The sequence below is a fragment of the Bradyrhizobium sp. AZCC 2176 genome, from assembly GCF_036924645.1.
Taxonomy (GTDB): Bacteria; Pseudomonadota; Alphaproteobacteria; order Rhizobiales; family Xanthobacteraceae; genus Bradyrhizobium.
This window is the reverse complement of sequence record NZ_JAZHRX010000001.1, coordinates 4,751,972-4,771,789: the sequence shown is the minus strand read 5'-3', so window position 1 is coordinate 4,771,789 and position 19,818 is coordinate 4,751,972. Positions and strand designations below refer to the sequence as shown.

18 protein-coding genes and 1 pseudogene are annotated in these 19,818 nt (G+C 63.1%); 9 read left to right on the top strand and 10 right to left on the bottom strand.

Translation table 11 applies throughout. The annotated features are described in order from the left end of the window. The first annotated feature begins 64 nt into the window (after positions 1-64). Positions 65-1,192, top strand: a complete 1,128-nt coding sequence (locus V1288_RS22435; RefSeq protein WP_334359121.1) for a DUF2336 domain-containing protein — start codon at positions 65-67, stop codon at positions 1,190-1,192. On the opposite strand, the gene V1288_RS22430 is transcribed toward V1288_RS22435, so the two are convergent. Continuing rightward, complete coding sequence (locus V1288_RS22430; RefSeq protein ID WP_334359120.1) at positions 1,182-1,820, bottom strand: DUF1109 domain-containing protein; 639 nt, start codon at positions 1,818-1,820, stop codon at positions 1,182-1,184. The two genes, V1288_RS22435 and V1288_RS22430, sit on opposite strands and share 11 nt — an antisense overlap. 2 nt (positions 1,821-1,822) lie before the next feature. Continuing rightward, positions 1,823-2,368, bottom strand: coding sequence for a sigma-70 family RNA polymerase sigma factor (locus V1288_RS22425; RefSeq protein ID WP_334359119.1), 546 nt, complete (start codon positions 2,366-2,368; stop codon positions 1,823-1,825). Positions 2,369-2,807: 439 nt separating this feature from the next. Here V1288_RS22425 and V1288_RS22420 point away from each other — a divergent pair, with 439 nt between their 5' ends. Then, entirely contained in the window at positions 2,808-3,407 is a 600-nt protein-coding gene (locus tag V1288_RS22420; protein WP_334359118.1) for a hypothetical protein, read from the top strand. 87 nt (positions 3,408-3,494) lie between these two features. Continuing rightward, on the top strand, positions 3,495-4,274 hold the full coding sequence (locus tag V1288_RS22415) for an enoyl-CoA hydratase (RefSeq protein ID WP_334359117.1): 780 nt from the start codon (positions 3,495-3,497) through the stop codon (positions 4,272-4,274). A 347-nt stretch (positions 4,275-4,621) separates the two neighbouring features. Here V1288_RS22415 and V1288_RS22410 read toward each other — a convergent pair whose 3' ends face one another. The 5 genes from V1288_RS22410 to V1288_RS22390 all read right to left on the bottom strand — a co-directional run bounded on the left by V1288_RS22410 (position 4,622) and on the right by V1288_RS22390 (position 10,688). Then, the gene (locus V1288_RS22410) at positions 4,622-5,560 is read right to left on the bottom strand and encodes a hypothetical protein (RefSeq protein WP_334359116.1); all 939 of its coding nucleotides are present in this window, start codon (positions 5,558-5,560) and stop codon (positions 4,622-4,624) included. Next, on the bottom strand, positions 5,557-6,891 hold the full coding sequence (locus V1288_RS22405; RefSeq protein ID WP_334359115.1) for a tetratricopeptide repeat protein: 1,335 nt from the start codon (positions 6,889-6,891) through the stop codon (positions 5,557-5,559). Before V1288_RS22405 ends, V1288_RS22410 begins: the two co-directional genes overlap by 4 nt. Next, entirely contained in the window at positions 6,891-8,090 is a 1,200-nt protein-coding gene (locus V1288_RS22400) for an AAA family ATPase (RefSeq protein ID WP_334359114.1), read from the bottom strand. Before V1288_RS22400 ends, V1288_RS22405 begins: the two co-directional genes overlap by 1 nt. Then, positions 8,087-8,662, bottom strand: a complete 576-nt coding sequence (locus tag V1288_RS22395; RefSeq protein ID WP_334359113.1) for a hypothetical protein — start codon at positions 8,660-8,662, stop codon at positions 8,087-8,089. The genes V1288_RS22400 and V1288_RS22395 overlap by 4 nt, the downstream gene beginning before the upstream one ends. A gap of 178 nt (positions 8,663-8,840) precedes the next feature. Then, positions 8,841-10,688: an acetyl-CoA hydrolase/transferase C-terminal domain-containing protein gene (locus V1288_RS22390; RefSeq protein WP_334359112.1), complete on the bottom strand. Its 1,848-nt coding sequence runs from the start codon at positions 10,686-10,688 to the stop codon at positions 8,841-8,843. Between the two features lie 334 nt (positions 10,689-11,022). Between V1288_RS22390 and V1288_RS22385 the strand changes: the two genes are divergently transcribed. The 5 genes from V1288_RS22385 (at position 11,023) to V1288_RS22365 (ending at position 15,452) form a co-directional block, all read left to right on the top strand. Further along, positions 11,023-12,438, top strand: a complete 1,416-nt coding sequence (locus V1288_RS22385) for a TolC family outer membrane protein (protein WP_334359111.1) — start codon at positions 11,023-11,025, stop codon at positions 12,436-12,438. A 127-nt stretch (positions 12,439-12,565) separates the two neighbouring features. Next, the gene (locus V1288_RS22380; RefSeq protein ID WP_334359110.1) at positions 12,566-13,537 is read left to right on the top strand and encodes an alpha/beta fold hydrolase; all 972 of its coding nucleotides are present in this window, start codon (positions 12,566-12,568) and stop codon (positions 13,535-13,537) included. 38 nt (positions 13,538-13,575) lie between these two features. After that, a complete protein-coding gene (locus V1288_RS22375) occupies positions 13,576-13,998 on the top strand; it encodes a hypothetical protein (RefSeq protein WP_334359109.1) in 423 nt (140 codons plus the stop codon). Next, positions 13,991-15,091 carry a hypothetical protein gene (locus V1288_RS22370; RefSeq protein WP_334359108.1) on the top strand — a complete coding sequence of 367 codons (1,101 nt, stop codon included), beginning with the start codon at positions 13,991-13,993 and terminating at the stop codon, positions 15,089-15,091. The genes V1288_RS22375 and V1288_RS22370 overlap by 8 nt, the downstream gene beginning before the upstream one ends. Further along, entirely contained in the window at positions 15,081-15,452 is a 372-nt protein-coding gene (locus V1288_RS22365; RefSeq protein WP_334359107.1) for a hypothetical protein, read from the top strand. The genes V1288_RS22370 and V1288_RS22365 overlap by 11 nt, the downstream gene beginning before the upstream one ends. 103 nt (positions 15,453-15,555) lie before the next feature. On the opposite strand, the gene V1288_RS22360 is transcribed toward V1288_RS22365, so the two are convergent. Continuing rightward, positions 15,556-17,154: an FAD-binding oxidoreductase gene (locus V1288_RS22360; protein WP_334359106.1), complete on the bottom strand. Its 1,599-nt coding sequence runs from the start codon at positions 17,152-17,154 to the stop codon at positions 15,556-15,558. A 273-nt stretch (positions 17,155-17,427) separates the two neighbouring features. Here V1288_RS22360 and V1288_RS22355 point away from each other — a divergent pair. Then, positions 17,428-18,240 (top strand): annotated as a pseudogene (locus V1288_RS22355) (amidohydrolase family protein); the annotation flags it as partial. A 93-nt stretch (positions 18,241-18,333) separates the two neighbouring features. Here V1288_RS22355 and cynS read toward each other — a convergent pair. Continuing rightward, the gene (gene cynS / locus V1288_RS22350; RefSeq protein ID WP_212421546.1) at positions 18,334-18,822 is read right to left on the bottom strand and encodes a cyanase; all 489 of its coding nucleotides are present in this window, start codon (positions 18,820-18,822) and stop codon (positions 18,334-18,336) included. 65 nt (positions 18,823-18,887) lie between these two features. Continuing rightward, a complete protein-coding gene (locus tag V1288_RS22345) occupies positions 18,888-19,814 on the bottom strand; it encodes an ABC transporter ATP-binding protein (RefSeq protein ID WP_334359105.1) in 927 nt (308 codons plus the stop codon). Positions 19,815-19,818: the final 4 nt, after the last annotated feature.

Below are 19,818 nucleotides of genomic sequence, written 5' to 3'. Positions count from 1 at the left end.
TCCGATATATTTCAGTTCCGGCGGCGGAGAAGCCACCGCCGGTTTTTTGCTCCAGGACAGAGTCATGATTTCGAAAGCCACCACGTCTCCCTCTCCCGGAAGTCTGCTCGATGAGCTGCAGTCCACCCTTGCCCACGGAACCGTCGCGCGCCGGGTGGAGACCCTGCGCCGGGTGACCGATCTCTTCATCAACGGCGCGGTGGACTATTCGGACGAGCAGATCGGGCTGTTCGACGATGTCTTCCAGTGCCTGATCGACCACATCGAAACCTCGGCCAAGATGCTGTTGGCCAACCGTCTCGCCCCGTTCGATACGGCCCCGCCGCTCACCATCCGCGCGCTGGCTTTCGATGATGTCATCGAGGTGGCAGGTCCCGTGCTGTCGCAGTCGATGCGGCTCGACGACAAGACCCTGATCGAGAATGCGCGCAGCAAGAGCCAGGCGCATCTGATGGCGATTTCGACCCGCAAGACCTTGAGCGGCGCGGTTACCGACGTGCTGGTCCAGCGCGGCAACGATGAGGTGGTCCAGTCGACCTTGAACAATCCCGGCGCCGAGTTCACCGAGCGCGGCTTTACCCGCCTCGTCAACCGCGCCGAAAGTGACGACAATCTCACGACCTGCATCGGCCTGCGTCCGTCGGTGCCGCGGCATCTCTACCTGAAACTGCTCGCCAAGGCCTCCGACACCGTGCGGCAGCGGCTGGAGGCCGCCAACCCGCAGCAGGCGGCCGAAGTGCCGAATGTGGTCAAGGAGGCAACGCGGCGCGCGCGCTCGGCAACCTCGACGATTACAAAGAACACCGCGATCGCGCACGCGCTGGTCAACTCGCTGTACGAGGACGGCCGCCTCGACGAATCCGAGGTGGCGTCGTTTGCCGCGGCCGGGAAGTTCGACGAGGCCAACGCCTCGATCGCAGCACTCGCCAATGTGCCGGTGGCGATCGCCGAGAACATGATGATCGAGAGCCGGGCCGAAGGCGTGATGATCCTGGCCAAGGTCGCAGGGCTGTCGTGGTCGACGGTCAGGACCATCATCAGGATGCGCGACGAGCTGTCCGGCGCGGAGCCGGCCGATCTTGCCACCTGCCAGGATACCTATGAGCGTTTGCGGCCGTCGACGGCGCAGCAAGTGCTGCGCTTCCACCGCATGCAGCAGAATACGCCTGTGGTGCTGGCGCCTAGTACCTGAGCAGCTTCGCTCCGGTGAGCGCGCCGATCGCCGTCACCAGCGCGGTCGCGGTCGTGTACCAGGCCGCCACGAACAACGGTGAATCGTCCGTGCAATGCGAGGCGTAGAGCGTCGCCGCCAATCCCGCCGACAACAATCCGGCGATGGCGCCGGCGACTGCCGGCCGCGCCGGCGCCCCGTGGCGCAGGCCGATCAGCGCACCGGCCAATATCGGCAGCGCCATCGCCGGGATCGCCGTCATGCAGACCCAGGAGTTCTTGCCGACCAGCCGCGTCATCATCGGCAACCGCTGCGGCATCATCATCTCGCCGCCGATCGCTGCGGCCAGGATCCCGACCGGAGCCAGCAGCACCCAGCCAAATCCGCGCAGCGAGGCCTCGGGCCGCGACAGATGCAGGCTGACGGCAATCGCCGCAATCGCCAGCGCCAGCGTCACCGCGAATTTCAGATCGAAGAACGGGTTGCGCATCGCAACCATCACGTCGGGCCTGACGCCGAGTTCGGTAAAGAACATCAGAAGCGAGACCGGCGCCGCGGCCAGGAGCGCCAGCATCAGCGCAAAGCCGACGGGCCGCGCCCGGTGCGTATTGTCGGCCGCTAGCGTTCGAATGAGCTGATCGGTATCCATTCTCACTGTTCCCGTAGCTTCGCCGTCAGGCTGGCCAGCGCCCGGTGCAGCGCTACCCGCACTGCCCCTTCAGTCATCGAAAATTTCGCGGCCGTATCCTTGATCGAGGCGCTGTCGACCGCGATCGACTGCAGCACGTCGCGCTGCCGCGCCGGCAGCGTCTGAAGCTGGGCGGCAACCTCGCCCGCCGAGGCGGTTTCGGCCGGCGCCTCACCCGGCAGCGTCTCCGCGAAATCGTCGATATCGACGAAAATGCGCCTGCCGCGGCGGCGCAACGCATCGATCAGCTTGTTCCGGGCGATCGCAAACAGCCATGGGGCAAATGGGGCGGTGACGTCCCAGGTATGCCGCTTCAGATGGACCGCCAGCAAAATGTCCTGCACGATGTCCTCGGATTGATCGACCGGTTGCCCTGCCCGCGCCAGACCGCGGCGCGCCGCGGCCCGGAGCACCGGCGTGACGGCCTTGAGCAGGCGATGATACGCCGCACTGTCACCTGCAATGGCCGACCGCATCAGGCCGGTCCATTCGTCATCCCGTTCGCGCACCCGCGCTCCTAACCTGCAATTCGGTCAATCTTTCAATTTGTTACGTCAGGACGATCAGATCACGAAGTCGTGATAGAAGATCCCGCTGCGCGCCCGCTGACGGCCCCTATCCGGGGAATCGGGACAGCCGGATGCGCGGATGGCAGGCTCATAACATTGATTGCGCAGGCTCGCACCCCGGGGCACTTCTCCTGATGGAGGCGCGCAGCGGCAAAAATCCCGCCGGTACACGCTCGCTGCAACACCATTGCCCAGCTTTTGCCCGGTGTTGCCCGAAGATTCCCTTTTTCTGCCGAACTGTGGACACGGGGCGGGGTCTTTTTTCGTGATGGGCGGCGGCCAATGGGGAGATTTCTACATGACGATCAAAGCCAGCGCGCGGTCGGCCTTGATTCTCGCAGCAGGACTTTTGGTAGGTTTCGCAGGACCATCGCCGGCGATGGCCGCCGGCACCGATGCGGATAGCGCCGCGGTCTCGAAGTCGGAAGGTGCGACATCCGGCAAGTCCGTCAGGCAGGGTTCACGTTACCTGAAGAAACGCGACGCTCATCGTAAGACTGCGCACACGGCATCGAAATCCGACGAGAGCAAGAAACCCGACGAAAAGCAGGTCGCCGACGCAAGCGGCAGCACCACGCCCGCGATGCCGGAATGGCTCGCCAACGCCAACGCGCAGATGACTGCAGCCGATGCGGCCCCTGCCGATAGCGCCAAAGCGATGTCGGCGGCCATGTCCGAGAAGGCCAACACGGTCCTGCAAGCGGCGGCGGTGGACAAGCCGGCCGACGCAGACGCGCCGGCCGATGCCGCCGCGGCTACCTCCGACCAGCTCAACGATACCGATCGGGCGCTGCAGGAGACCCCTTCCTCGCAGACGGTTGCAATGGCCTCGACCAGCAGACCGGCAGTGGAGAGCCCCGGTCAGGCCGCGAATAACGACAGTTCCACCCTGGACAAGACCTCGCTGATCGGAAAGATCTTCATTGCCTTCGGCGCCCTGCTGACAATGGCGTCGGCCGCACGCATGTTCATGGCGTAGCGGGACGGCTTGCATCCGCTTGCACCCACTTGAAGCCCACCCCGGCAGCGGGCACATTGCCCACAAATCGGTACCCCGGGGTGGATCATGGCGACGTTCGAAAACATCATTGTCGAGAGCAAGGGCGCGGTCGGCATCATCACGCTGAACCGGCCGAAAATGCTCAACGCGCTGTCGTTCGGCGTGTTTCGCGAGATCGCAGCGGCCGTCGATGACCTCGAGGCCGACGACAAGATCGGCTGCATCCTGCTCACCGGCAGCGAAAAGGCGTTCGCCGCCGGCGCCGACATCAAGGAGATGCAGCCGAAAAGCTTCATCGATATGTTCTCCAGCGATTTCACCGCCATCGGCGGCGACCGCGTCGCCACCTGCCGGAAACCGACGATCGCCGCCGTCAGCGGTTATGCGCTCGGCGGCGGCTGCGAGCTTGCCATGATGTGCGACATCATCATCGCGTCCGACACCGCGAAATTCGGCCAGCCGGAAATCACGCTCGGTACCATCCCGGGCATCGGCGGCACGCAACGGCTGACGCGCGCGATCGGCAAATCAAAGGCAATGGATCTGTGCCTCACCGGGCGCATGATGGATGCAGCGGAAGCCGAGCGTTCCGGCCTCGTCAGCCGCGTCGTGCCGGCGGACAAGTTGATGGAAGAGGCGCTTTCGGCAGCCGAAAAGATCGCCTCGATGTCGCGTCCCGCCGCGGCCATGGCCAAGGAAGCCATCAATCGTGCGTTCGAGACGCCGCTGTCGGAAGGCATGAATGTCGAGCGCAACTTGTTCCACTCGACCTTTGCGCTGGAAGATCGCTCCGAGGGAATGGCGGCGTTCATCGAGAAGCGCAAGCCGGTGAACAAGAACAGGTGACGGCGTCATTGCGAGCGAAGCGGGGACGCCAGCCCAGCCCATGATGGTCGTTCCCCGCGCATGCTTGCGAGCAGCAAAAGCGACGCAGCAATCCATTGCCACTTCGCATGCGGAAGGATGGATTGCTTCGCTGCGTTCGCAACGACGTGGAGATAAGCGGCGCGCACACCGCTGTCATCCTCCGTGCAGGCGGAGGTCCAGTACGCCGCGGCACCGCCCAAAATTCGGAAAACAACCCCATGCAAAGTAGCGCGAGGGGCCCCGGGATGACCTTCGCATTTTGCGAAACGTTTGACACGTCGGGCAAATCAGGGGCAACAGTGGATTGCGGAATTACGGTGACAGTGTCACCGTAATTCCGCAGCCCGTGGCGCACGCGAGTGCAGAAACTTCCTTGCGAAGATGAAGCCAAGCGACACGGCAAGCAGTACCGGCGGAAAATCGATGGATTGGGACGCGAGGATGCCGTTTGGCGTCTCGTGTGTCGTCGAGGAAAGGTACCCGATCGGTAGGCTGACCGCGACGCACCAGGCCCAGTGCCTGCTCACAAATCCGACCACCATGCCGAGTGCGATCCAGAGAATCCCCCACGGCAGCAAATAGGCGGCCCACAAGATAATAATGGGTAGACCTGCTGATCTAAACCCGGCGAGCGCGATCGTCACGGCAAACAGCCCTGCAATCAGGCTGGGCCAGGACCATTTGGTCGGGGACCGCAGCAACGTCGGCAGTGGAGAGATATCTGTCTGCACTCGCTCATCCCATGACCCCGACGAAGGCAAGGCGAGGCACTTTGATGCGACATGGGCAACGAGGACGATCAGGCATCCGAAGAAAACGCCGAAGGCAACAAAGGCGATCCCATGAAAGAGGCTCATGATCGCCGTGCCCTCGAACGCCCCAAAGAAGGTGGTTGCGAGTGCCGGCAGTATCTCGCTCTTCATCAATTGCGGAAATATGAGATAGAACGCCCCAAATCCCGTGCACAAAAGCGAAATGAACAGCGTGACGAATGTCACCCGTATGATGGCAAAGGACCCGGCAGCCATCTTTCGTGGCAGACTCGGGTACGATTTCGTCGGCCAGATCCAGTATCCGAAGGCTGCGGACAGCAGCAACGGGAAATAGATCGGCGTCCAGGGCATGACTTGCGCGATCGGCTGGTCGAAATCGATGCCCCCTATGACCTTCGGTTCTGTCGCATAGCCCAGGATCGTGCTCTTGAGAAAGTAGGCGAAAAAGAGCGCGAACAGGAGCGAGGCGATTTTTTCGGCCCTGATGATCATCGCGGTGCTATCTCCCGGAATCGCGGCATGTCAGAGCTCGACTGCATCGGACGCGTGTTCGCTTCCAACTGGATCTGAATCAGCTCCTGGCTCGACAACTCCTTGGTGAGTTCGGCCAATCGGTTTCGGGCCTTGTCGTTTCCGCCGTCCCGATTGGCGATCCGGTACATCGCGTAGATCTGCTTGACGTCGCGTTGTCCGTATCCGTTGTCCAGGAACGTGGCGTATGGCATTGCGCATACCGGGCTGGCGGTCCGATCGACGCACTGCTTCAAGAGTCCGACGCCCTTCGCGAGGTCGCCCCGGCCGGAGCGGGCGGCAAATTCGGTGTAGTACATCGAGAGCGTCAGCATCGCCGTTGGCTCATTCAGCTCGGCGGCGCGCTCAAGCCACTTGAGGGCGTCGGACGGATCGTCGGAAATCCCCTGCGCGTAGGCCTGCATTCGGCGGACCCCGAGGAATGTCAGCGCCTCGCGGTGGCCGCGCGCGGCGGCCTTTTCAGTCAGCCGGTCGACCTCGATATCGTCCTTCGCCACGCCCCGGCCCGTGGAATAGAGGACGGCAAGATAGAACGCGGCCTTCGCATCGTCGCGATCAGCCGCAAACCTGAAATATTTCGCCGCGCGTGCGGGATCGATGCTGCCCATCCAGCCTGAGAGATATCCCTGGCCGACGACGCGGGCGGCATCGACATCGCCTTTGGCGGCCGCGTTCAGGATGAGCTTCTGGCCCTTTTCGAGATCGTGCTGGATGCCGGGCACGCCGATGATGTGCAGCACGGCGAGCACCGCCATCGACTTGACGTCGCCTTTGCCGGCGGCCTGCTCGAGACTGAGAACGCCGCTGCGAAGCGCCGCCCCGTCCGGCTGCGCCATCAACGCCAGCCCGCGGACCAGCAACACGTGAGGATCATCCGATCCGGCCGCCCCGAGCAATTCCAGCGCCTTGTGCGAGTTCTTGCTCCGGTAGGCGCGCCAGGCCTCCGCCAGTATGGTCCTTTGCGGCTCTGGGTCGCCGGCAAAATATCGCTCGTCGAGTCCGAGGTCGCCCAGTTGCGGCATCATGCTGCTGTCGCGCCGGGCGAGTTTGGCAATGTCACCTGGCGTCTTGACATCCTGGTCGGTCAGCTTCGGCGGCGTGACGGCGCTACGCGCTCGATTGCCGATCATCGAGAACGACTGCAATCCGTGAATGAACATCAGCACGATGGCGCCGATGACGGCGAACTCGCAGAATCCGCGAAAGGTGGCGTTGGTCGCATAGAGGTCGAGGAGGAGGCGGAAAGCGCTCTTCCTTTCACCCTGCAGGATGTGGGATTGACCAGCCATCATCAGCCGACGGTTGCGCGTTGCAGGCTCGGCGCTGCCGTGTCACGGCTGCCGCGAACGGTCTCGATGCGGACGCGCCCGCCGTCCTGCACCAGCCGGATTTCGGTAGCACCCGCGGCGCGCGCATCGATCAGGCCGTCGGTGATCTGGCGCTCGATGGCGCGCGTCATGTCGCGAACGCCGCCTTGCATGCGGCCGGAGAGGGCGTCGATCGCCCGCATCAGGATTTGCGGATCGATGCCGCCGCCGGCGATCCGCAAGCCGAACTGCTGCGCGATGGCCTCGATCTCTAGTGCGACGACGCGCGCGATGTCCAGCCCCTTGAGCGGGCGGAACGCAAAGACGTCGTCGACCCGCGACAGCACCTCGGGCGCGAACTGGGCGTCGGCGAGGGCCGCCTTCGCCAGCCGGCCTTGTTCTTCCGCGGTCTCGTTGGTCTGCTCGGCGATCTCGCCGATGCGCCGCGAGGCGGCATTGGTGGTGAGAATGAAGATGGCTTCGTTGGTCGCAATGCGGGCGCCGTCGCTGACCTCGGTGATGAAGCCGTCGTTCCACGCCGTCAGGAAGCGCTTGTGCACTTCCGAATGCGCCTTCTCGAACTCGTCCAGCAGCACGATCGCGTTGGGCACGTCGCGCAGCGCCGCCGTCATCGAGCCGTAGCTGTTGGAGCCGACATAGCCGCGGGCCTGGCCGAACAGGCTGGCCGCCGCGTGCGGTTGGCCGAACTGGCTCATGTCGAAGAAGTGCAAATGGCTGCACCCGCCATAAAGCTCCTCGGCAAGGATTTTTGCAAAATGCGTCTTGCCGACGCCGGGCGCACCGGCGAGGCAGAACACGGCCACCGGCTTGTCGAGCCTTCGCGCCGCGATGCGCCGTCGCAATTGCTGGGCGATCGCCCTGATTGCGTCCTCCTGGCCGACCACGCGGGCGCTGACGCGCGCCGCCAGATCGTCGGCGTCGATCGTGACCAGGCTCTGGCTTCGTTTATCATAAGCCTGTTGCAGACTGGTCTTGTTGGAAAGCCGATCCAGAATATCCATGACGAACCTCGGCAGATATGAACCGCGATAGAGAAAGATGGCTGTGGCCGCGACCGCTGCGCCGATCACCAGCGTGACGGCGAGAGCAGGCGAAGCGTGGTCGATGGTGATCAGGGCGAGCAGCAGGATCAGCCGGCCGAGCCAGGGCGACATTCCCGTCATGGCACCACCTCGATCCGTTCGCCGGGCCGCAGGATGCGCATCGGCATCGTGCCGGTGCTGGTTGCAAACGCGACGGTGATGCCGCCGCCTTGTCCGTCGCGCACGGCGGTGACGCCGATCGGACCGCCATCGGCGAGCGCAACCGCGACCGGCGTCCAGGCCTTGGTCAACACGATCTGCTGCGTCAGCCCGGAAGCTTCCACCGCGACGGTATCGCCATCCGGATCCATGCTGTCGGTAAAGACGATCCAGCCGAGCCGCTGGCGCCGATCGATGACGGCCTGCTCGATCTCGGCCCGTTGCGGCGGCGCAACCTTCAGGGCGGCAACCGCCGAGGCGACCGCCGCGCGATCGTCGGATGATACAAGGGTGACCACATTCGCCGAGAGGTCCTCCGGGCGAGAAGGAATTTTCGCGGTCGTCTGCGTATCGGTGTCGACGGCGGTATAAACCCCGCCCCCGACCAAGGCGAGCAGCAGCAGCAAGACGGGAGCGAGCCGCGTTGATTGTTGGGCCGGGAGCGGCAGCGACAACGGAAGTTCGAGCTGCGGCTCGTCGTTTGTGGATGACATAAAGCTCCCCCCGGATTGCCCGGACAGGTTGCATGCGGATTCCCAGCGCAATGTTAACGCGGGGCAGGCCGTTACGTCTCAGCGCGGAGCAAAGTTAAGCCTCCATTACTGAACTCTGTCGAATTGAAGAGCTATTCAGCGGGCCCGCTGCGCTTTGCCCCTCCACGCCGCACCCGTGCTATTTCGTCCGGACCAGCGCCGCGTTGACCAGCGCGCGATAGGCGCGCTCGGCAAATGTTGTCGGATGATCGAGACCGAGCCGTGCCAGGCATTCGCGGTTCGATGCATCCGGCGGCTGCCGCATCCCCTGCCACAGCAAGCCGGGCAAAAGCAGCGGCATCCGTTGCGCTTCCCGCAGCAACTGCAGCGCCGGGATCAGCCGCTGCTCGACCCCGTCAAAATCGCTGCCGAACGGAAATGACGGCAACAACCCCGCATCACGCGCGGGCTTCAGGGCTTGCGCGATGCGCTCCGGAAAGTTCTCGCGGTGGCTGTGCGGAATTTCATACTCCTTCGGCAGCTTGCCGGCATCCTTGGCGATCGCGGCCAGTTCATCCTGGAAACGGGAATCCGTGACCGCCAGCATCGCCGCAATGGTCTCGGCGTCCGATTTGCCCCTGACGTCGGCAATGCCGTATTCGGTGACGAACACGTCGCGCAGGTGCCGCGGGATGGTCTGATGGCCGTAATTCCAGCGCATGTTGGAAAGCGTTTTGCGGCCTGCCTGCCGTGTCGATTCCAGCGCGAGTACCGACCGCGCGCCCTCAAGCGCGAACGCCTGCGCGACGAAATTGTACTGGCCGCCGACGCCGCTCACGACCTGGCCGTCTTCGAGACCGTCCGATATCGTGGCGCCCATCAGCGTCGCCATAATCGCGGTGTTGACAAAGCGGGCGCCGACGCGCGCGCGGCGCTTGGCATCCTCATCGCCATAGAGCTGGTTGGTGAAGGATACCGGCATCATCTGGATGCGCGCGAGCTGGTCGGCCGGCATCTCGCGCAACGCGCGATAGAACGATTTGGGTCCCAAGAAAAACGCGCCGTGCAGCGTCACGCCATCGACGTCGCGCTTGAGGATATCGGCGTCGATCAGGCCGAGAAACGCCTCGATCAGCATTTCGCTGACCCCATAGAGCCCCTTCGTGAACGGTCCGCTCTCCGCGGGCGCCGCTCCCGGCGCAAGCCGCTTCATGATGGCGTGGAACTGGGCGCTGTCACGATGGCGAACGATCAGCCCCTGCGCCAGTGCATCGCCGACCTGCCCGATGCCGATCTGCAAGGTGCCACCGTCGGGCACGAGGCCGGCTGCATGAAGGCCAATCGCGTATTTGGTGTCGCTGACCGGCTCGGCCGGCGGGGCAAACAGCGGAAAATCCGTCGCGGGGCTGTCGAGAACAGCGGAAAACTCATCCGCAGGCAGATCGCCGGCACCCGGCATGAATGGCAACTCGGAATTGACCTGGCCGATCAGCTTGAACGACGCGCGGCCTTGCTCGCGGGCGCGCAATATGTCGAGCGTGGTGTCGGTGTTGCAGCTCAGGCTGTAGCGCGTCTCGCCATCGACCACGCGTTTCGCCACCAGTTGGGTGACGACGTTCAGCCCGCGCGTCAGCAGATAAGACGAGGCATGGGTATAGTTCGCGGAGATGTAATGCTCTTGTGCGAACGGCACGTGCAGCCATTTGCCGGCCAGGAAGAAGAACTCGATCACCTGGATGTTAGGCGGCAATTCGCCGGCATGCAGCGCGTCGGCATAAGTCAGGTCGGGATAGCCGCCGAACAGCCGATCGATCACCGGACCGATGAAGCGCCGTTCCAGCAGACTTGACGGCCGGGGCTTTTCCAGCGTCAGCGCCGAGAACAAAGTGAGCTTGATCGAGCGGTCGGCGGCGGCGCGTGCGTACAGCGCGTTGACGACATGGTTGGCCTTGCCGAGTCCGAGCGGCAAGCCGACCACGAGATTGGTTCCGACATCGCGGATGATATCCTCCGCGATCGCTTCGGGGTCGAAAAACAGTTTCGGCATCAGTTGCGGACCCGGGGACGCCGACCGCCCTGAATCGGACGCCAGCAGAGAAGCTATAGCGTATTTGCCGCCGGACTTCGTCTGTGACGAACCGGCAACAGCCAAGCGCTGATTTTCACCGAATTAATGTACTGATGTCGCGCGGCAGTTTGCCTGTGGCGGCAGTGCCCCCTAAACAGGTAGAGGAGCCGGGGCTGTCGGCGGGGGCGGACAAGCAATGCATGATCCGGGATGACGGGTAACCGGCATCCCTGAACATCATGCTCAAACAAGCAGATAGAGCGGGATGGCTCGAAGCAGGGTTATCACGTTTTTGTGTTGGCTATGGGATCAAATGACTAGACGTGCCGCTAGGGTTGGCCACGTTGAAAGGCGGTTGCTTCGATCGGGCATTTGCCTTGCGGCGGCTTGCGTCGCGTTTGCGGCGCCGGCCGCGCATGGCGAAAATCTCCCCGAGGCGCTGGCCAAGGCCTATCAGACCAATCCTGCGCTCAATGCCGAACGGGCGCGCCAGCGTGCCACCGACGAGAATGTGCCGCAGGCGCTTTCGGGTTACCGGCCGCAAATCGTCGCTACTCTCTCCGCCGGCTTTCAGGCGGTGCGCAACCTGCTGCCCGATAACACCATCCAGTCGGCGAACCTGAAACCCTGGACCATCGGCGTGACTGTATCCCAGACGCTGTTCAACGGCTTCAAGACCGCCAACAGCGTCCGCGTGGCGGAACTGCAGGTGCAGTCCGGCCGCGAGGCGCTCCGCAATGTCGGCCAGGGCGTGCTGCTCGATGCCGTCACCGTCTATACCAACGTGCTCGCCAACCAATCGCTGGTCGAAGCGCAACGCGCCAACGTGGCGTTCCTGCAGGAAACGCTCAGCATTACCCAGAAGCGGTTGAATGCCGGCGACGTCACGCCCACCGATGCCGCGCAAGCCGAGGCCCGTCTGAGCCGTGGTCGCGCCGATTTGAATGCCGCCGAGGTCAATCTCGCCGTCAGCCAGGCGACCTATGCCCAGGTGATCGGCAACGCGCCCACCCTGCTCCGGCCCGCGGAGACCGTGGACCGCCTGCTGCCGCGCAGCCGCGATGACGCGACCGGCCTTGCCTTCCGTGAGCATCCGGCAGTGATGGCGGCGAGCTTCGACTTCGACGTCGCCACGACCACCATCCGCGTCGCCGAAAGCAGCCTGATGCCGACCATCACGCTGCAAGGCAGCGCCAGCCGCAGCAAGCAATCGGACCCCACGCTCGGCACCTTGGGGACTGACCAGGCCTCCGTGACCACCCAGCTCACCCAGCCGATCTATGACGGCGGCATGGCGGCCTCACAGACCCGGCAGGCCAAGGAAATCGCGACCCAAAGCCGACAGGTGCTGGACCAGGTCCGCAACCAGGCCCGCACCGCCGCGGTCGGCGCCTGGGTCGCCAATGAAGGCGCCAAGATCGCGGTCACCGCATCCGAAGCCGAAGTCCGCGCCGCCACCGTCGCTCTGCAGGGCGTGCAGCGGGAGGCCGCCGGCGGCCAGCGTACCACGGTCGACGTGCTGAACGCGCAGCAGGACCTGATCTTGGCCAAGGCTCGCCTGATCGGTGCGCAGCGCGACCGCGTGATCGCCTCCTATACCCTGCTCAGCGCGATCGGCCGGCTCGACGTCAAGAACCTCGGCCTCAATACGCCGGACTACCTGCCGGAAGTGCACTACCATCAGGTGCGCGACGCCTGGCACGGCCTGCGGACGCCGTCGGGGCAGTAGGGTGTATTTTCTCCCGATAACCGGACGCTGATCATGCCGGGTATTTTCAGTCGCGAGTAACCCCTATTGTTCTAAAGCTCGGTCCGTTTCCGCCCGCCGTTTTGATCGATCGATTTTGCGAGGCCTCGTGGTTGCAAACATTCTGCGCTGGTCGGCCAACGGCTTGCTGGTCCTGCTCCTGTCCGTAATCCTTCTGATCACCTCATTTCGCATGGCGGCGTCGATACGCGAGACCGGCGTGCGCGCCCAACTGGCGCCAAAGACCGGCCAACTGGTGCCGACGCGTTCAGGCGGCGTTTTCGTGCAGGAGAAGGGTCCGGAGGACGGCGTTCCCGTAGTGCTATTTCACGGCACCGCGGCGTGGAGTGAGCTATGGCGTCGTACCAGCGACGTGCTGGCCGCGGCAGGCTTTCACGTGATCGCCCTCGATCTTCCGCCGTTTGGATTCTCGGACCGTCCCGGCAGTTATACGCGGCAGGACCAGGCCGCCCGGATCAGCGATGTGCTTGATGCTCTGAAAGCTGAGCCCGCCATCATCGTCGGTCACTCCTTCGGCGCTGGTGCTGCGACCGAACTCGCGATGCGATATCCGGATCGGGCGCGCGCATTGGTGCTGGTCGATGCGGCACTCGGATTGACGGCTGCGCCATCGGACGCGTCCTGGCTGGTCCGGCCGCAATGGATTCGCGAAATCATGGTGTCGCTGACCATCACCAATCCCGTGGCGACGCAAATGCTGCTCAAATCGCTGATCGCGAAGAAGGAGCGCGCGCTGCCGGAATATGTCGCGATCCTGCAATGGCCGCTGACGCAGCGCAACAGCACGAGCGACATCGCCGACTGGCTGTATTATTTCCTCGGTGCCGACACCGGTGCCGCGAGCGCGGACCGCAATGCCTATGCGACGCTGGAAATCCCTGTCGTGATCCTGTGGGGCGACAAGGACAGCATCACCCCTGTAGAGCAAGCCCTTGATCTTCGAACGCTGCTTCGGCCGGAGACGGACCTGACACTGCTGCCGGGGCTCGGTCACATTCCGCAGATCGAGGACCCCGGCATGTTCAACGACGCCCTGCTCAAGACACTCGGAAAACTCTAGACTGAACGGAGCAGAGATTCGAACCGGCCGGAGACGTTATGGACATCATCAGATTGTGCGCCTGCGGCTATGCCGCCCTGCTCGGCTTCGTCATCCTCACCGGATATATCCCGGCCTTCATCGACGCCAATGACATGATCTTCGGCCTGTTTCGCCGCACCTGGTATGCCGACGGGCTGCATCTCGTCTCGGCGCTGTGGGCGGCAATTGCGGCGCTGACCTCTCGACGCGCCTCGGAATTGTTCTTTCAATTGTTCGGCGTGTTCTACTTTGCCGACGGCGTGCTCGGCCTGCTCACCGGCAGCGGCTATCTCGACTTCGGCATCCTGATCAACGGCGTCCTCAACCTGCCGCTCTCGACGCGGTTTTTTGCCAATGCCCCGCATCTCGGCCTCGGCGGCGTGGCGATCCTGATCGGCTATGGGCTAGCGCCGCGGACGCGGACCGCCGTTCATGCTTAAATGGCTGCGGCGTATCCTGGCCGTCATCGCGATCGTGATCGCGTTGTCGGTGCTCGTGCCGCTGGCCTATATCGAGGGGGCGTGCCGCCCGTCTTCCGGCGCCGCGGCGGCCGGTGCGCCCACCGTGACCTTGCCCGCGATCGACGAGCCGGGCTACCGGCGCAAACTGAACAATACCTTCTTCACCTTCCCCGAATGGTACATCGTCTATTCCTTCGAGGATTTCGGCCGCTTCCTCGATCGCTCCAGCGAAAGCCGTTTCAACTATCTCGGTCATATCTTCGGGTTTTGGCAGAGCTTCTGCACCATCAACCGCGCGGTGCCCGCAACGGGAGAGTCGCTGACCGAAGTGAAGACGATGATTTACATCATCGGCGTCAGCTATTCCGTCGAATATGCCGTCAAGGGGCTTTATGAAAACACCATCGGGCGGGTGTTCGAATGGATCAGGGGCGAGAAGCGCACGCCGCAGGACGAATTCGGCCGCGCCGTGCTGCAGGATTATGCCACCTTTCTCTACACCATCCCCTGGTACAAATATCCGTTTCGCGAAAAGCTCGACGGCCTGATGGCGATCTCGGCGCCGACGCCGAGCAATTTGCGTAGCTGGGAGCGCGACTTCGCGCTCGGCGCGGAGTATTTCGTCAAGATCGGCTACGCCGCGCTGATCCAGAGGGCGCTCGACGCCGGTGGCGACGATGAGCCGCGCGACATCATGTTCGTGGTCGCGGCACTGCCATCCGACGTGCTGGTGAAGGAGCCGCGCATCAAACCGATCCGCCCGCTCAACGCACAATGGCAGCTCGTGCAGGCGCCGCGCTACAAGGCGCTGACCGAAATCCTGCAGGGCCTGCTGGATCAAGGTTTTGGTTTTACGGAAATCGCCGGCAATCACGACATCCTCGTAACCGTGATTGCCCCTGACGCCGCCAAGCTCGACATCAAGGGCACCACAGAATTATTTTCGCTGGAGCTGGATGCCCGGCCCGGGTATCGCAGGGCCGGCCTGAAAGCCAGGATCGACCGCCTCGTGGATATCAACCGCGAGCTCAAGGCCAGGGGCGCGAGCATTGAGCACTTCTATGATTACTGATGGGCGTCAGCAGAGCCGGGCGTTGCCGATGGGCCGCATTGGCGGTGCCATCGTCCTCGTCGTCTTGGGCTGGCTTGCTGTGGTCGTTGCATTGACCTTCGGTTCGGCCCCCGGCAAGTCGATGGCCATTGTCGGCCCACAGTCACAAGCGTTAGCCGCGATCGCCAGGGCCAACGGCCGCATCCTCGCCTCGAACGATTACGTCACCATCGCGCGTTCCGACGATGCCGGTTTTGTCGTCCGTCTCTATGCAGCGGGTGCGCTGCTGGTCCTCGACGCCGAACAGGCCGGCGGCTGCAGCGGCCTGCCGCCTGCCTCGTCATTGCGAGCCACCCGGTCGGCGCGAAGCACCGCCGGATGACAGGCTCCGCGAAGCAATACATCTCTCGGCTAAACGGACGCTGGATCGCTTCGTCGCATTCGCGCCTCGCAATGACGATCAGGAAGCGTTAGGACGCGGACGTCTACGACGCGTACTTCTGATAGAACGTATTGGTGAACAGCTCGCTCGGATCATACTTGCGCTTTGCCGCGAAGAAATCATTGATCTGCGGATACGAGCGCTGCAACTGCCCCTTCGAATAATAGAGCTGGTAGGGCAGGAAGAAGCGGCCCTTGTGCGCGATGGTGAGGTCGATCAATTCTTCCGTCGCCTTCTTCATGCGCCGGTTGCCCTCGTCGTCGGTAGTCTGGTTGATGTAGAGCACCAGGGAGAACGCCGGCTCCGGCGAATAGGTCAGGAAATTGTTCTCCTGGTGCACGACGCGTACCGACGCGTTCAACAGATTGGTCTTGTTATCGGTCAGCACCTTGCGCATGCCGTCGACGAACGAGACGAACTGGCTGCGCGGGATGAAATATTCGTGCAGGATGTCGGTATCGTTGGGCAGCGAGTTGCGCAGGTAAGGCACCGAATCGTGCATCGGGTCGTTGCGGTTGACGAGACAGGCTTCCGCTGATCCGATCGCCTGCGCGCGCGTCACGGTGCAGGTTTCCATCCGGTGCTCGATGTGCTTTTCCGACAGCCATTTCATTTCCTGGAACAGCGGGCCATGCTTGGACAGGTTGATGGTGAGCCGCCGCAATTTGGTACCTGAGACCTCGCCGAGCGGCTCGCGCTTGAATTCGGCACCGTCCACCTTGGTGTAGGTGTAGAGCAGCAATTCCTTGAGGAACGAGCTCGGCGCGGTCGAGAGGTGGCCATACATCAAGCCGACATTGCCGTCCTTCTCGATCTCTTTGGCGAACAGCGCCGGAAATTCCTTGTAGTCCATCATGCGGCGCCCGGTCTGGTAGACCAGATTGTCGGCGATATCGAGTTCGGCCTCGACGATGACGCCGAACAGGCCGTAGCCGCCGACCACGAGGTTGAACAGGTCCTTGTTCTCCGTCGTCGATGCCGTCTGCAACGGGCCGTCCGCCAGCATCACCTTCATCGACTTGATCGACTTCGCAAGCGCGCCGGCCTGATGGTCCATGCCGTGGGCATTGACCGAGATCGAGCCACCGACGCTGAAAATATCGGTCGATTGCATGGCGCGAACCGCGAAGCGCGGGTGCAGCGCGTTCTGGATGTCGTGCCAGGTCGCGCCCGGCTGCACCGTGACCGATCGCGAGCTCTCGTTCAGCACGATCTTATTGAAGCCGCGCATGTCGAGCACGATGCCGCCCTTGCGGAAGGCGTGCCCGCCCATGCTGTGGCGCACGCCGGCGGTAGTCACCGAGAGCTTGTTGTCGCGCGCAAAGGCCAGTGTCTTCGCGACATCCTCGACGCTGCGTACCTCGACGACGCCGTAGATTTCAGTCTTGTTGAGGCAGCTCGCATCATTGATGCTGCCGCCAAGCTGCGACCATTTCACGTCCTTGAGCGGCGCAATCGCCTTGATGCGCTCCAGGTCGATCTTCGCCTGCTCGCCGCCGCCGACCGCAGGCCCGCAATCCTTTTCCCCGGTGGGATCGGCCGCCAGCGCCTGAAGCTTGCGGTAGCTGTAAATGCCAAGCAGCACGACGACCACGGCGGCAACCGACACGCCGGTTTTGAATTTTTGGGAAAATTTTTTCATGAACTGATTCCAGGGGAATTGCGAGATATTCCGGATGGGCGGGTGATTAGTCAAATCGGAGCGGCTTCCGGTTCGATAGACCGGTTGCGTTACCGAAGCGATAACTCAACGCAATCAGATGACGGGCGCCCTTCCCGCGCCTCACTTCTCCCGATAATCTCCCGAGCGCATAACGGGCGAAGCAACGCCCGGAGCCGAGGAGGAACGCTGAAGTCGACGGGCATGCCCTGTCCGGACATCAACAATCAACAACATTACCCAGGGAGAACACCAATGCTGACGCGACGCAGTATGATGCTTGCCTCCATCGCCGCCGGAGTGACCATGAACAACAGAACCGCCTCCGCCAAAGCCGCGCAGCCCGCGACGCCGGTGAATTTCGATGTGCCTGCAGGCGCATGCGACTGCCACACCCATATCCATCCGGACCCCGAGAAATTCCCGTTCTTCGCCGGGCGCGTCTATACGCCCGAACTGGCCTCGCCGGAGGAAATGACCGCCCTGCGCAAGGCGCTGCACATGGAGCGCGTCGTGATCGTCACGCCCTCGATCTACGGCACCGACAATTCGGCCACGCTGTTCGGCATGGCGGCGCGGGGACCGACCGCGCGCGGGGTTGCCGTGATCGACGACAAGACGTCGGAGAGCGAGCTCGACCTGATGGGCAAGGCCGGCATTCGCGGCGTCCGCCTCAATCTCGCAACCGGCGGCGTCAACGATCCGAGTGTTGCCCGGCCACGCTTCACGGCCGCCGTCGAGCGCATGAAAGCGCGCGGCTGGCACGTGCAGCTTTACACCAACCCGGCGATGATTACGGCGATCAAGGATCTGGTCGCGGCCTCACCGGTACCTGTCGTGTTCGATCATTTCGGCGGCGCGCAGGCAGCCCAGGGCATCAAGCAGCCCGGCTTTGCCGACCTCGTGGATCTCGTCAAATCGGGCAAGGCCTATGTGAAGATCTCGGGCGCCTACCGCGCCTCGAAGCTCGCCCCGGATTATGCCGATTGCATTCCGCTCGCCCAATCGCTGATCGCAGCCAACCCCGACCGCATCGTCTGGGGCACCGACTGGCCGCATCCGAACTCGGTCTCTCCCCGTCATTCCGGGGCGTGCGAAGCACGAACCCGGAATCTCGAGATTCCGGGTTCGCTTCGCGCCCCGGAATGACGGAGGATCAAGTCACCCCTCCTTGAATCCATACTCCGGCACATTCCCACTCGCGCCGTAATATTTATACGGCAGGAATTTTCCGGACATCGTGATCTTGACGCGGTCGCCCTTGGGATTGGGCAGGCGCTCCATCACCATGTCGAAGTCGATCGCCGACATGATGCCGTCGCCATATTCCTCCTCGATCAGCGCCTTCCATGCCGGGCCGTTGACCATCACCAGTTCGTAGAAGCGGTAGATCAAGGGATCGGTCGGCGGCATCGGCGTTCCGGTGCCGCGCATCGGAACTTCGTTGAGCATGGCGATTTCGGATTTGGAAAGCCCGAACAGCTCGCCGGCATTGGCGGCCTGCGGTTTTGTCAGTTTCATCTGCCCGAGAATGGCGCCTGTTATCAGCACCTCCGAATAGCCGCCGATCTTTTCGCAGATATGTTTCCAGCTCCAGCCCTTCTCGCGCTTGATGTCGAGCAGCTTTTCGGTGAGGTCTTCGCGTTTCATATGGCTCTCCTTCTAACCCGTCATGCCCGGCCTTGTGCCGGGCATCCACGTCTTTGCTGGTCTGTCTAGGAAGACGTGGATGGCCGGGACAAGCCCGGCCATGACGCCTGTGTTGAATCCTCGGATCCAGCGGCAACCACCAGTTCCGGCTTCCCGATCCGCACCGTCGGCACGTTACGCGGATCGTGGCCGGTCACATCGGATGCAAACGTCTTGCTGCGACTGACCAGGAAATCGACGATGTGGTTACGCAGCGCGTAGTACAGCGGATGGCGGTGCAGATCGATGCGGCCGCGGTCCTTCGGCAGCGGATTTTCCACGATCTCGGCCAGCACGGCGCCCGGCCCGTTGGTCATCAGGAAAATCTTGTCGGCGAGGTAGATCGCTTCATCGACGTCATGGGTGATCATGAAGGCGGTCTGTCCGGTCTCCAAGCAGATGCGGCGCACCTCGTCCTGCAGCGTGCCGCGCGTCAGCGCATCGAGCGCCGAGAACGGCTCGTCCATCAGCATGATCTTTGGCGTGATCGAAAGCGCCCGCGCAATGCCGACGCGCTGCTTCATGCCGCCGGACAGTTCCGACGGACGCTTGTGCTCGGAGCCCGTCAGGCCGACGAGGTCGATAAATTTTTGCGCATGCGCCTTGACCTTGGCGCGGTCCCAGTTGCGCCATTTCGAGGTCACGGCATAGGCGACGTTGCCGAGCACGGTGCGCCACGGCAGGAGCGCGTGGCTCTGGAAAATCACCGCGCGGTCGAGGCTGGTGCCTTCGATGGCCTGCCCGTCGACGATGACGGCGCCTTCGCTCGGCTCGTCTAGCCCGGCCAGGATGTTCAAGACCGTGGTCTTGCCGCATCCGGAATGCCCGATCACGCAGCCGAATTCGCCGCGCCCCATCGACAGCCAGAGGTCTTCGAACACGGTGGTCGCAGCCCCGTCCGCACCGGGATAGCGCCGCGCGATGCCTTCGATGGAAATGAATTTGTCGGTCATCACA